Origin of the sequence: Moritella sp. 28, from assembly GCF_018219435.1 — a bacterium.
Taxonomy (GTDB): domain Bacteria; phylum Pseudomonadota; class Gammaproteobacteria; order Enterobacterales; family Moritellaceae; genus Moritella.
This window is the reverse complement of record NZ_CP056121.1, coordinates 5,062,170-5,076,909: the sequence shown is the minus strand read 5'-3', so window position 1 is coordinate 5,076,909 and position 14,740 is coordinate 5,062,170. Positions and strand designations below refer to the sequence as shown.

Genomic DNA, 14,740 nt, shown 5'->3' with positions numbered 1-14,740 from the left:
TTAGGGTCGCTTTTTTTTATGTTTTTAATACACATTAATATTGTTAAACTTAATCATTCCCTATAACCTGAATATTCTATTTATATTTTAATGTCATCATTCAGATAAGAGCCCATTATGCCCATTAGTGTTGTTATTCTTGCCGCTGGTAAAGGAACGCGTATGCGTTCAGATCTTCCTAAAGTTCTTCACCCAATTGCTAAAAAACCAATGGTTCAGCATGTTATTGATACCGTAAAACAATTAGATGTTAACGATATCCATTTAGTTTATGGCCATGGTGCTGAATTACTGAAATCACGAATTCAAGATGATAAATTAAATTGGGTTCTACAAGCTGAACAATTGGGGACAGGCCATGCGGTACAACAGGCCGCGGGTCAATTTAAAGCTGATGAGCAAGTATTAGTGTTGTATGGTGATGTTCCATTAATTAGCCAAGAAACACTAACGCATCTATGCCAATCTCAGCCTAAAGGTGGTATTGGCTTACTTACTGTGAAATTAGATAATCCGATGGGGTATGGCCGAATTGTCCGTGAGGGCGAGACGGTTGTAGGTATTGTTGAGCAGAAAGATGCATCTGCAGAACAACTTAAAATTAATGAAGTGAATTCCGGAATCCTCGTTGCTAATGGTGCAGATTTTCAGCACTGGTTATCTTTGTTAGATAATAATAATGCTCAAGCTGAATATTACTTAACTGATGTAATTGCACTTGCACATAAAGCAGGTCGCACGATTAACGCCGTTCACCCGATTGCAAATATCGAAGTTGAAGGTGTGAATAACCGCATGCAATTAGCTGAACTAGAACGCGCATACCAAGAATTACAAGCATATAAACTCATGGAGCAAGGCGTTACTATGCTTGATCCTCGTCGCTTTGACTTACGCGGCGAAGTTAATGTTGGTAACGATGTTACTTTTGATATTAATGTGATTATTGAAGGTAAGGTCACTATTGGTCGTGGTGTCACTATTGGTGCTAACTGTATTTTGAAAGATTGTCATATAGGTGATAATTCTGAGATAAAACCAAACTCCATTATTGAATCAGCGACAATTGGTATTGATTGTAGTGTAGGCCCATTTGCGCGTTTACGTCCTAATACTATACTGGAAGACGATGCACATGTAGGTAACTTTGTTGAGCTGAAAAAGACAACATTAGGTAAAGGCTCTAAAGCTGGTCACCTTGCTTATCTTGGCGATAGCCTTATTGGTGAAAAAGTAAATATTGGTGCGGGTACTATTACTTGTAACTATGATGGGGTAAATAAATTCCAGACGGTTATTGAAGATGGCGCATTCATTGGTTCAGATAGTCAATTGATCGCACCTGTCACTATTGGTAAAAATGCCACTGTTGGCGCCGGTTCTACTATAGCGAAAGATGTAGCTGCCGATGAACTTGTGATCACTCGAGTGAAACAGCGTCATATCAAAAGTTGGCCTAAACCAACTAAAGTTGCAAAGTAAGCGTTAATGTAATTGCAGTTATAAAAAGCAGAGGCTTATCTCTGCTTTTTTGTATTCGTCATAAACTATGCATTATACAGGGGTTGGAATTGGATTACGTTTATGAGTTGTTTTTTTATAGGTATCGATAATTTTAGTTTCAGCTTTAATATCGATCTCTTTCCCTTCTAAGAAATCATCGATTTGCTCATAAGTAACACCTAAGGCAATTTCATCTTCTAATTGAGGGCGCTCTTCTTCCAAATCGGCAGTAGGTACTTTTTGATAAACTAATTCTGATGCGCCTAAATAGGCTGCGAGTGCTCTCACCTGACGTTTATTTAAACCAAACAATGGTGCTAAATCACAAGCTCCGTCACCGTGTTTAGTAAAGAAGCCGGAAATGTTTTCTGCACTGTGATCTGTTCCTGGTACTAAACCTTGATATAAACCGGCAATTTCATATTGTGCAATCATTCGCATTCTTGCTTTTACATTACCTTTATTAAAATCTTGGTTGAATGCGGTGCTTTCTGGTAATCCAGCTGCTTTCACGGATTCGAGTACTTCTGCATGAATACTATCTGCACCAGATTGAATATTGACTGTGACAGATGTTTTTGGATTAATAAAGCGAAGTGCTTTTTGTGCATCATCTTCATCTGCTTGTACAGAGTAAGGTAAACGTACTGCAATGAAATTATAAACATTACTCTGGTACTCTGTATTTAGCTCTTCGATAGCTAATTGGCAAAGTCGGCCACAAGTTGATGAATCAACACCACCACTTATACCTAATACTAAACTTTTTAATCCTGAGTCAGTTAATTGTTGTTTGATAAAGTTGATGCGACTACGGATCTCATCGGCGATATCGATACTAGGTTTAACTTTCATCTCTGCGATAATTTGTTTTTTAAGTTCAGTCATGGGTATATCTCCTTGGTTAAGGTTATTGTATCGCGATAAATGGACATTACTAGTTATCTGACGATGTTAATGATGACTTTTATCATGTCTTGCTTCGCTATATTGGGGGATTCATATACTATCAAGATCGAAAAAACACACTTCTGTACTAAATCTATACAGAGCTTGTTGTTTGTGAGGTTATTTTATAATAACGCTTGCCTATGTGATCGAATTCTCTATAATCCATCCCACTGAAACGGCAACAGCCGCTCAGTATGCTCTTTAACAATTTATTCAAGCAATCTGTGTGAGCACTTGCAGAGATATAATGACCAAAAATTATATCAATGTAATTGTGAACATTAAATTAAATCGAAAGATTTGGTTTTATAAACAACAAACCTCGGTTTGTTGTTGAAGTACAGAATTCATTGAGCCGACTTAATCAACAACGTTGATTAGTCAAAAAACTTTTAATTGAAGAGTTTGATCATGGCTCAGATTGAACGCTGGCGGTAGGCTTAACACATGCAAGTCGAGCGGAAACGAAGAATAGCTTGCTATTCTGGCGTCGAGCGGCGGACGGGTGAGTAATGCTTGGGAATCTGCCTAGTCGAGGGGGACAACAGTTGGAAACGACTGCTAATACCGCATACGACCTACGGGTGAAAGGGGGCCTCTTCTTGAAAGCTCTCGCGACTAGATGAGCCCAAGTGGGATTAGCTTGTTGGTGAGGTAAGAGCTCACCAAGGCGACGATCCCTAGCTGGTCTGAGAGGATGATCAGCCACACTGGAACTGAGACACGGTCCAGACTCCTACGGGAGGCAGCAGTGGGGAATATTGCACAATGGGGGAAACCCTGATGCAGCCATACCGCGTGTATGAAGAAGGCCTTAGGGTTGTAAAGTACTTTCAGCGAGGAGGAAAGGCAGTAGATTAATACTCTACTGCTGTGACGTTACTCGCAGAAGAAGCACCGGCTAACTCCGTGCCAGCAGCCGCGGTAATACGGAGGGTGCAAGCGTTAATCGGAATTACTGGGCGTAAAGCGCATGCAGGCGGTTTGTTAAGCGAGATGTGAAAGCCCCGGGCTCAACCTGGGAACTGCATTTCGAACTGGCAAACTAGAGTTCTTGAGAGGGTGGTAGAATTTCAGGTGTAGCGGTGAAATGCGTAGAGATCTGAAGGAATACCAGTGGCGAAGGCGGCCACCTGGCAAGTAACTGACGCTCAGATGCGAAAGCGTGGGTAGCAAACGGGATTAGATACCCCGGTAGTCCACGCCGTAAACGATGTCTACTCGGAGTTTGGTTCCTTGAGAACTGGGCTCTTAAGCTAACGCATTAAGTAGACCGCCTGGGGAGTACGGCCGCAAGGTTAAAACTCAAATGAATTGACGGGGGCCCGCACAAGCGGTGGAGCATGTGGTTTAATTCGATGCAACGCGAAGAACCTTACCTACTCTTGACATCCATAGAACTTTTCAGAGATGAATTGGTGCCTTCGGGAACTATGAGACAGGTGCTGCATGGCTGTCGTCAGCTCGTGTTGTGAAATGTTGGGTTAAGTCCCGCAACGAGCGCAACCCTTATCCTTATTTGCCAGCACGTAATGGTGGGAACTCTAAGGAGACTGCCGGTGATAAACCGGAGGAAGGTGGGGACGACGTCAAGTCATCATGGCCCTTACGAGTAGGGCTACACACGTGCTACAATGGCGCATACAAAGGGCTGCAAACCAGCAATGGTAAGCGAATCCCATAAAGTGCGTCGTAGTCCGGATTGGGGTCTGCAACTCGACCCCATGAAGTCGGAATCGCTAGTAATCGTGAATCAGAATGTCACGGTGAATACGTTCCCGGGCCTTGTACACACCGCCCGTCACACCATGGGAGTGGGCTGCACCAGAAGTCATTAGCTTAACCTTCGGGAGGGCGATGACCACGGTGTGGTTCATGACTGGGGTGAAGTCGTAACAAGGTAGCCCTAGGGGAACCTGGGGCTGGATCACCTCCTTACGTAAAGTTGTTAGTTTTTGTAAGTGCCCACACAAATTGCTTGAATAGAAAGTTGAATAGTATGTCTTACTAATAGTAAGACGCTAGTAAGCAAAGATAAGCAATCGCTTGTTTATCTTTGCTTTTTAGCAAATTGCTCTTTAAAAATTTGGAAAGCTGAATAAATAAAGAAGTTCTTAAAACACGTTATTACTTCGGTAATAACAATATAGTGTTCTTGAGTATTCTTGAGGCGAAAAAAACTAGATAATACCTAGTTATTTCAATTGTACGGTCGACTTTAGATTGTATGGTTAAGTGACTAAGCGTATACGGTGGATGCCTAGGCAGTCAGAGGCGATGAAGGACGTGTTAATCTGCGTTAAGCTGTGGGGAGTTGATAAAAAGCGTTAATCCACAGATTTCCGAATGGGGGAACCCACTCTACTTTGTAGAGTATCGTAACGTGAATACATAGCGTTACGAAGCGAACCGGGAGAACTGAAACATCTAAGTACCCCGAGGAAAAGAAATCAATAGAGATACCCTTAGTAGCGGCGAGCGAACGGGGTCTAGCCCTTAAGCAGTTTGGAAGTTAGTGGAAGATTCTGGAAAGTTTCACGATACAGGGTGATAGTCCCGTACATGAAAACGACCTTACTGTGAAATCGAGTAGGACGGCACACGTGATATGCTGTTTGAATATGGGAGGACCATCTTCCAAGGCTAAATACTACTGACTGACCGATAGTGAACCAGTACCGTGAGGGAAAGGCGAAAAGAACCCCTGTGAGGGGAGTGAAATAGAACCTGAAACCGTATACGTACAAGCAGTGGGAGCAGACTTGTTCTGTGACTGCGTACCTTTTGTATAATGGGTCAACGACTTAATTTCAGTAGCAAGGTTAAGCGAATAGCGGAGCCGTAGGGAAACCGAGTGTTAACTGCGCGAATAGTTGCTGGGATTAGACCCGAAACCCGGTGATCTAGCCATGGGCAGGTTGAAGGTTGAGTAACATCAACTGGAGGACCGAACCGACTAATGTTGAAAAATTAGCGGATGACTTGTGGCTGGGGGTGAAAGGCCAATCAAACCGGGAGATAGCTGGTTCTCCTCGAAAGCTATTTAGGTAGCGCCTCGCGTCTAACTATTGGGGGTAGAGCACTGTTAAGGCTAGGGGGTCATCCCGACTTACCAACCCTTTGCAAACTCCGAATACCAATAAGTTCAATCGCGGGAGACACACGGCGGGTGCTAACGTCCGTCGTGGAAAGGGAAACAACCCAGACCGTCAGCTAAGGTCCCAAAGTGTATGTTAAGTGGGAAACGATGTGGAAAGGCTCAGACAGCCAGGAAGTTGGCTTAGAAGCAGCCATCTTTTAAAGAAAGCGTAATAGCTCACTGGTCGAGTCGGTCTGCGCGGAAGATTTAACGGGGCTAAACATACCACCGAAGCTACGGATGCAAGACTTGTTCTTGCATGGTAGAGGAGCGTTCTGTAAGCCGTCGAAGGTGAGTTGAGAAGCTTGCTGGAGGTATCAGAAGTGCGAATGTTGACATGAGTAACGATAATGGGGGTGAAAAACCTCCACGCCGAAAGACCAAGGGTTCCTGTCCAACGTTAATCGGGGCAGGGTGAGTCGACCCCTAAGGCGAGGCCGAAAGGCGTAGTCGATGGGAAACAGGTTAATATTCCTGTACTCACTTATATTGCGATGGGGTGACGGAGAAGGTTAGGCTAGCATGGCGATGGTTGTCCATGTTTAAGGTTGTAGGCTGTGTGCTTAGGTAAATCCGGGCGCACATTAGGCTGAGAGCTGATGACGAGTCTCTACGGAGATGAAGTAGTTGATACCCGGCTTCCAGGAAAAACCTCTAAGCTTCAGATATAAGAGAATCGTACCCCAAACCGACACAGGTGGTTAGGTAGAGAATACTAAGGCGCTTGAGAGAACTCGGGTGAAGGAACTAGGCAAAATGGTACCGTAACTTCGGGAGAAGGTACGCCGATGATGGTGAAGGACTTGCTCCGTAAGCTATTGTCGGTCGCAGAGAAATGGTGGCTGCAACTGTTTATTAAAAACACAGCACTGTGCAAAATCGAAAGATGACGTATACGGTGTGACGCCTGCCCGGTGCCGGAAGGTTAATTGATTGGGTTAGACTTAGGTCGAAGCTCATGATCGAAGCCCCGGTAAACGGCGGCCGTAACTATAACGGTCCTAAGGTAGCGAAATTCCTTGTCGGGTAAGTTCCGACCTGCACGAATGGCGTAATGATGGCCACGCTGTCTCCACCCGAGACTCAGTGAAATTGAAATCGCTGTTAAGATGCAGTGTACCCGCGGCTAGACGGAAAGACCCCGTGAACCTTTACTATAGCTTGGCACTGAACATTGAACCTACATGTGTAGGATAGGTGGGAGACGTTGAAGCATTGTCGCTAGATGATGTGGAGTCAACCTTGAAATACCACCCTTGTACGTTTGATGTTCTAACGTAGGCCCCTTATCGGGGTTGCGGACAGTGTCTGGTGGGTAGTTTGACTGGGGCGGTCTCCTCCCAAAGAGTAACGGAGGAGCACGAAGGTTGGCTAAACATGGTTGGACATCATGTGGTTAGTGCAAAGGCATAAGCCAGCTTAACTGCGAGACAGACACGTCGAGCAGGTACGAAAGTAGGTCTTAGTGATCCGGTGGTTCTGAATGGAAGGGCCATCGCTCAACGGATAAAAGGTACTCCGGGGATAACAGGCTGATACCGCCCAAGAGTTCATATCGACGGCGGTGTTTGGCACCTCGATGTCGGCTCATCACATCCTGGGGCTGAAGTTGGTCCCAAGGGTATGGCTGTTCGCCATTTAAAGTGGTACGCGAGCTGGGTTTAGAACGTCGTGAGACAGTTCGGTCCCTATCTGCCGTGGGCGTTTGAGAATTGAGAGGAGCTGCTCCTAGTACGAGAGGACCGGAGTGGACGAACCACTGGTGTTCGGGTTGTTATGCCAATAGCATTGCCCGGTAGCTAAGTTCGGAACTGATAACCGCTGAAAGCATCTAAGCGGGAAGCAGGCCTCGAGATGAGTTCTCACTGGGACTTTAAGTCCCCTGAAGGGCCGTTGGAGACTACAACGTTGATAGGCAAGGTGTGTAAGTGCTGTGAGGCATTGAGCTAACTTGTACTAATTACCCGTGAGGCTTAACCATACAAATTAAAGTATGATTAATTGAAATACGACTTAAGAATTGATTGAACACTACTATTTATCGAAAGATAGGTTTTAAAGACTTCTTTATTTATAGCTTTTCAGATTTTAAAGATACAACTTGAAAGCAAACCAAATTTGCTTGGTGACCATAGTGTTGCGGTACCACCTGATCCCATTCCGAACTCAGTAGTGAAACGTAATAACGCCGATGGTAGTGTGGGGCTTCCCCATGTGAGAGTAGGGCATCGCCAAGCGCCAAATTAGAGAGAGCCGATATCAGCGATGATATCGGCTTTTTTGTGTCTGTAATTTACACCTGTGATGTGATTATTGCGCGTTTGAATTAAAAATACCGAGCTTAACCAGCAGCGTTGGTTGCTATAAACGTATTCCAACTAATAAAAAACCAGCCGATGGCTGGTTTTTGTGTATTTAAAGTTGGATTAATTAAAGTCAGCGATAATGTACAGGTGCTAGCTTGTAAAAATACGCAGTTCTCTTTCGCTGAACTGAATATCGGGTCTTATTATCGCGGAATATACACGTGTAATAATTTATTTATGCTAAAACCGTTTTATTTTGGCTGTAAAATGGCGTAATTGGACGCTAAGGACTAAACTTAATATCCTTGCTCGATAGTATTACCCTTAAAGTAAATCTGTAACGCAAGTTCAGGCCAATCATATTATGCTGTAATTATCACCGTTCGTATGAATCGTGATCGTTAATGCACGTGTTATTGCTGGTTTTTCCTGCATTAAATATTAAATCAATATAAGTGCATAAAATGGATTGCTAATGTGATCTAAATCCCTATAATGCATCCCACTGACACGGCAACAGCCGCTCAGTAAGGTGTTTAAAAAGAACTTAGGTTACTTTTTAAACGTCCTGAATAAAGCATAAATATGTGCTTGACTTCGAATCTGGTTTGCGTAGAATACGCAGCCTGACTAAGACGCAAAGCGTTGATGTCAATGCTCTTTAACAATTTATTCAAGCAATCTGTGTGAGCACTTGCAGAGATATAATGACCAAAAATTATATCAATGTAATTGTGAACATTAAATTAAATCGAAAGATTTGGTTTTATAAACAACAAACCTCGGTTTGTTGTTGAAGTACAGAATTCATTGAGCCGACTTAATCAACATCGTTGATTAGTCAAAAAACTTTTAATTGAAGAGTTTGATCATGGCTCAGATTGAACGCTGGCGGTAGGCTTAACACATGCAAGTCGAGCGGAAACGAAGAATAGCTTGCTATTCTGGCGTCGAGCGGCGGACGGGTGAGTAATGCTTGGGAATCTGCCTAGTCGAGGGGGACAACAGTTGGAAACGACTGCTAATACCGCATACGACCTACGGGTGAAAGGGGGCCTCTTCTTGAAAGCTCTCGCGACTAGATGAGCCCAAGTGGGATTAGCTTGTTGGTGAGGTAAGAGCTCACCAAGGCGACGATCCCTAGCTGGTCTGAGAGGATGATCAGCCACACTGGAACTGAGACACGGTCCAGACTCCTACGGGAGGCAGCAGTGGGGAATATTGCACAATGGGGGAAACCCTGATGCAGCCATACCGCGTGTATGAAGAAGGCCTTAGGGTTGTAAAGTACTTTCAGCGAGGAGGAAAGGCAGTAGATTAATACTCTACTGCTGTGACGTTACTCGCAGAAGAAGCACCGGCTAACTCCGTGCCAGCAGCCGCGGTAATACGGAGGGTGCAAGCGTTAATCGGAATTACTGGGCGTAAAGCGCATGCAGGCGGTTTGTTAAGCGAGATGTGAAAGCCCCGGGCTCAACCTGGGAACTGCATTTCGAACTGGCAAACTAGAGTTCTTGAGAGGGTGGTAGAATTTCAGGTGTAGCGGTGAAATGCGTAGAGATCTGAAGGAATACCAGTGGCGAAGGCGGCCACCTGGCAAGTAACTGACGCTCAGATGCGAAAGCGTGGGTAGCAAACGGGATTAGATACCCCGGTAGTCCACGCCGTAAACGATGTCTACTCGGAGTTTGGTTCCTTGAGAACTGGGCTCTTAAGCTAACGCATTAAGTAGACCGCCTGGGGAGTACGGCCGCAAGGTTAAAACTCAAATGAATTGACGGGGGCCCGCACAAGCGGTGGAGCATGTGGTTTAATTCGATGCAACGCGAAGAACCTTACCTACTCTTGACATCCATAGAACTTTTCAGAGATGAATTGGTGCCTTCGGGAACTATGAGACAGGTGCTGCATGGCTGTCGTCAGCTCGTGTTGTGAAATGTTGGGTTAAGTCCCGCAACGAGCGCAACCCTTATCCTTATTTGCCAGCACGTAATGGTGGGAACTCTAAGGAGACTGCCGGTGATAAACCGGAGGAAGGTGGGGACGACGTCAAGTCATCATGGCCCTTACGAGTAGGGCTACACACGTGCTACAATGGCGCATACAAAGGGCTGCAAACCAGCAATGGTAAGCGAATCCCATAAAGTGCGTCGTAGTCCGGATTGGGGTCTGCAACTCGACCCCATGAAGTCGGAATCGCTAGTAATCGTGAATCAGAATGTCACGGTGAATACGTTCCCGGGCCTTGTACACACCGCCCGTCACACCATGGGAGTGGGCTGCACCAGAAGTCATTAGCTTAACCTTCGGGAGGGCGATGACCACGGTGTGGTTCATGACTGGGGTGAAGTCGTAACAAGGTAGCCCTAGGGGAACCTGGGGCTGGATCACCTCCTTACGTAAAGTTGTTAATTTTTGTAAGTGCCCACACAAATTGCTTGAATAGAAACGTTAAAGACAGTCTTATGAAAATAAGACAACGTTTGGGATGAAATCCAAACGTAGAAAGTAAATAGTGTCCCGTTCGTCTAGAGGCCTAGGACACCGCCCTTTCACGGCGGTAACACGAGTTCAAATCTCGTACGGGATACCACTTTTCTTTCTGATTAAAAATCAAAGCTAAGCAGCGAATGCTTATCTTTGCTTTTTAGCAAATTGCTCTTTAAAAATTTGGAAAGCTGAATAAATAAAGAAGTTCTTAAAACACGTTATTGCTTCGGCAATAACAATATAGTGTTCTTGAGTATTCTTGAGGCGAAAAAAACTAGATAATACCTAGTTATTTCAATTGTACGGTCGACTTTAGATTGTATGGTTAAGTGACTAAGCGTATACGGTGGATGCCTAGGCAGTCAGAGGCGATGAAGGACGTGTTAATCTGCGTTAAGCTGTGGGGAGTTGATAAAAAGCGTTAATCCACAGATTTCCGAATGGGGGAACCCACTCTACTTTGTAGAGTATCGTAACGTGAATACATAGCGTTACGAAGCGAACCGGGAGAACTGAAACATCTAAGTACCCCGAGGAAAAGAAATCAATAGAGATACCCTTAGTAGCGGCGAGCGAACGGGGTCTAGCCCTTAAGCAGTTTGGAAGTTAGTGGAAGATTCTGGAAAGTTTCACGATACAGGGTGATAGTCCCGTACATGAAAACGACCTTACTGTGAAATCGAGTAGGACGGCACACGTGATATGCTGTTTGAATATGGGAGGACCATCTTCCAAGGCTAAATACTACTGACTGACCGATAGTGAACCAGTACCGTGAGGGAAAGGCGAAAAGAACCCCTGTGAGGGGAGTGAAATAGAACCTGAAACCGTATACGTACAAGCAGTGGGAGCAGACTTGTTCTGTGACTGCGTACCTTTTGTATAATGGGTCAACGACTTAATTTCAGTAGCAAGGTTAAGCGAATAGCGGAGCCGTAGGGAAACCGAGTGTTAACTGCGCGAATAGTTGCTGGGATTAGACCCGAAACCCGGTGATCTAGCCATGGGCAGGTTGAAGGTTGAGTAACATCAACTGGAGGACCGAACCGACTAATGTTGAAAAATTAGCGGATGACTTGTGGCTGGGGGTGAAAGGCCAATCAAACCGGGAGATAGCTGGTTCTCCTCGAAAGCTATTTAGGTAGCGCCTCGCGTCTAACTATTGGGGGTAGAGCACTGTTAAGGCTAGGGGGTCATCCCGACTTACCAACCCTTTGCAAACTCCGAATACCAATAAGTTCAATCGCGGGAGACACACGGCGGGTGCTAACGTCCGTCGTGGAAAGGGAAACAACCCAGACCGTCAGCTAAGGTCCCAAAGTGTATGTTAAGTGGGAAACGATGTGGAAAGGCTCAGACAGCCAGGAAGTTGGCTTAGAAGCAGCCATCTTTTAAAGAAAGCGTAATAGCTCACTGGTCGAGTCGGTCTGCGCGGAAGATTTAACGGGGCTAAACATACCACCGAAGCTACGGATGCAAGACTTGTTCTTGCATGGTAGAGGAGCGTTCTGTAAGCCGTCGAAGGTGAGTTGAGAAGCTTGCTGGAGGTATCAGAAGTGCGAATGTTGACATGAGTAACGATAATGGGGGTGAAAAACCTCCACGCCGAAAGACCAAGGGTTCCTGTCCAACGTTAATCGGGGCAGGGTGAGTCGACCCCTAAGGCGAGGCCGAAAGGCGTAGTCGATGGGAAACAGGTTAATATTCCTGTACTCACTTATATTGCGATGGGGTGACGGAGAAGGTTAGGCTAGCATGGCGATGGTTGTCCATGTTTAAGGTTGTAGGCTGTGTGCTTAGGTAAATCCGGGCGCACATTAGGCTGAGAGCTGATGACGAGTCTCTACGGAGATGAAGTAGTTGATACCCGGCTTCCAGGAAAAACCTCTAAGCTTCAGATATAAGAGAATCGTACCCCAAACCGACACAGGTGGTTAGGTAGAGAATACTAAGGCGCTTGAGAGAACTCGGGTGAAGGAACTAGGCAAAATGGTACCGTAACTTCGGGAGAAGGTACGCCGATGATGGTGAAGGACTTGCTCCGTAAGCTATTGTCGGTCGCAGAGAAATGGTGGCTGCAACTGTTTATTAAAAACACAGCACTGTGCAAAATCGAAAGATGACGTATACGGTGTGACGCCTGCCCGGTGCCGGAAGGTTAATTGATTGGGTTAGACTTAGGTCGAAGCTCATGATCGAAGCCCCGGTAAACGGCGGCCGTAACTATAACGGTCCTAAGGTAGCGAAATTCCTTGTCGGGTAAGTTCCGACCTGCACGAATGGCGTAATGATGGCCACGCTGTCTCCACCCGAGACTCAGTGAAATTGAAATCGCTGTTAAGATGCAGTGTACCCGCGGCTAGACGGAAAGACCCCGTGAACCTTTACTATAGCTTGGCACTGAACATTGAACCTACATGTGTAGGATAGGTGGGAGACGTTGAAGCATTGTCGCTAGATGATGTGGAGTCAACCTTGAAATACCACCCTTGTACGTTTGATGTTCTAACGTAGGCCCCTTATCGGGGTTGCGGACAGTGTCTGGTGGGTAGTTTGACTGGGGCGGTCTCCTCCCAAAGAGTAACGGAGGAGCACGAAGGTTGGCTAAACATGGTTGGACATCATGTGGTTAGTGCAAAGGCATAAGCCAGCTTAACTGCGAGACAGACACGTCGAGCAGGTACGAAAGTAGGTCTTAGTGATCCGGTGGTTCTGAATGGAAGGGCCATCGCTCAACGGATAAAAGGTACTCCGGGGATAACAGGCTGATACCGCCCAAGAGTTCATATCGACGGCGGTGTTTGGCACCTCGATGTCGGCTCATCACATCCTGGGGCTGAAGTTGGTCCCAAGGGTATGGCTGTTCGCCATTTAAAGTGGTACGCGAGCTGGGTTTAGAACGTCGTGAGACAGTTCGGTCCCTATCTGCCGTGGGCGTTTGAGAATTGAGAGGAGCTGCTCCTAGTACGAGAGGACCGGAGTGGACGAACCACTGGTGTTCGGGTTGTTATGCCAATAGCATTGCCCGGTAGCTAAGTTCGGAACTGATAACCGCTGAAAGCATCTAAGCGGGAAGCAGGCCTCGAGATGAGTTCTCACTGGGACTTTAAGTCCCCTGAAGGGCCGTTGGAGACTACAACGTTGATAGGCAAGGTGTGTAAGTGCTGTGAGGCATTGAGCTAACTTGTACTAATTACCCGTGAGGCTTAACCATACAAATTAAAGTATGATTAATTGAAATATCGACTTAAGAATAGACAGAACACTTTATGTTTTAAAGACTTCTTTATTTATAGCTTTTCAGATTTTAAAGATACAACATGAAAGCAAACCAGATTTGCTTGGTGACCATAGTGTTGCGGTACCACCTGATCCCATTCCGAACTCAGTAGTGAAACGTAATAACGCCGATGGTAGTGTGGGGCTTCCCCATGTGAGAGTAGGGCATCGCCAAGCGCCAAATTAGAGAGAGCCGATATCAGTAATGATATCGGCTTTTTTGTGTCTGTAATTTACACCTGTGATGTGATTATTGCGCGTTTGAATTAAAAATACCGAGCTTAACCAGCAGCGTTGGTTGCTATAAACGTATTCCAACTAATAAAAAACCAGCCGATGGCTGGTTTTTGTGTATTTAAAGTTGGATTAATTAAAGTCAGCGATAATGTACAGGTGCTAGCTTGTAAAAATACGCAGTTCTCTTTCGCTGAACTGAATATCGGGTCTTATTATCGCGGAATATACACGTGTAATAATTTATTTATGCTAAAACCGTTTTATTTTGGCTGTAAAATGGCGTAATTGGACGCTAAGGACTAAACTTAATATCCTTGCTCGATAGTATTACCCTTAAAGTAAATCTGTAACGCAAGTTCAGGCCAATCATATTATGCTGTAATTATCACCGTTCGTATGAATCGTGATCGTTAATGCACGTGTTATTGCTGGTTTTTCCTGCACTAAATATTAAATCAATATAAGTGCATAAAATGGATTGCTAATGTGATCTAAATCCCTATAATGCATCCCACTGACACGGCAAGAGCCGCTCAGTAAGGTGTTTAAAAAGAACTTAGGTTACTTTTTAAACGTCCTGAATAAAGCATAAATATGTGCTTGACTTCGAATCTGGTTTGCGTAGAATACGCAGCCTGACTAAGACGCAAAGCGTTGATGTCAATGCTCTTTAACAATTTATTCAAGCAATCTGTGTGAGCACTTGCAGAGATATAATGACCAAAAATTATATCAATGTAATTGTGAACATTAAATTAAATCGAAAGATTTGGTTTTATAAACAACAAACCTCGGTTTGTTGTTGAAGTACAGAATTCATTGAGCCGACTTAATC

At 45.0% G+C, this 14,740-nt stretch carries 2 protein-coding genes, 1 tRNA gene and 6 rRNA genes; 8 read left to right on the top strand and 1 reads right to left on the bottom strand.

The window, feature by feature from the left end:
* The first annotated feature begins 117 nt into the window (after positions 1-117).
* Positions 118-1,482, top strand: coding sequence for a bifunctional UDP-N-acetylglucosamine diphosphorylase/glucosamine-1-phosphate N-acetyltransferase GlmU (gene glmU, locus HWV02_RS22615; RefSeq protein ID WP_211689365.1), 1,365 nt, complete (start codon positions 118-120; stop codon positions 1,480-1,482).
* A gap of 72 nt (positions 1,483-1,554) precedes the next feature.
* On the opposite strand, the gene nadE is transcribed toward glmU, so the two are convergent.
* The gene (nadE, locus tag HWV02_RS22610; protein ID WP_211677962.1) at positions 1,555-2,391 is read right to left on the bottom strand and encodes an ammonia-dependent NAD(+) synthetase; all 837 of its coding nucleotides are present in this window, start codon (positions 2,389-2,391) and stop codon (positions 1,555-1,557) included.
* Positions 2,392-2,847: 456 nt separating this feature from the next.
* Between nadE and HWV02_RS22605 the strand changes: the two genes are divergently transcribed.
* The 7 genes from HWV02_RS22605 to rrf (HWV02_RS22575) all read left to right on the top strand — a co-directional run bounded on the left by HWV02_RS22605 (position 2,848) and on the right by rrf (HWV02_RS22575) (position 13,845).
* Positions 2,848-4,392 (top strand): 16S ribosomal RNA (locus tag HWV02_RS22605).
* A 291-nt stretch (positions 4,393-4,683) separates the two neighbouring features.
* Positions 4,684-7,574: ribosomal RNA gene (locus HWV02_RS22600) — 23S ribosomal RNA — on the top strand.
* A 140-nt stretch (positions 7,575-7,714) separates the two neighbouring features.
* Positions 7,715-7,830 (top strand): 5S ribosomal RNA (gene rrf, locus HWV02_RS22595).
* A 922-nt stretch (positions 7,831-8,752) separates the two neighbouring features.
* A 16S ribosomal RNA gene (locus HWV02_RS22590) occupies positions 8,753-10,297 on the top strand.
* A gap of 119 nt (positions 10,298-10,416) precedes the next feature.
* Positions 10,417-10,492, top strand: a tRNA-Glu gene (locus HWV02_RS22585).
* Positions 10,493-10,712: 220 nt separating this feature from the next.
* Positions 10,713-13,603 (top strand): 23S ribosomal RNA (locus tag HWV02_RS22580).
* Between the two features lie 126 nt (positions 13,604-13,729).
* Positions 13,730-13,845 (top strand): 5S ribosomal RNA (gene rrf / locus HWV02_RS22575).
* Together the 16S, 23S and 5S rRNA genes with 1 tRNA gene alongside form the textbook arrangement of a ribosomal RNA operon.
* Positions 13,846-14,740: the final 895 nt, after the last annotated feature.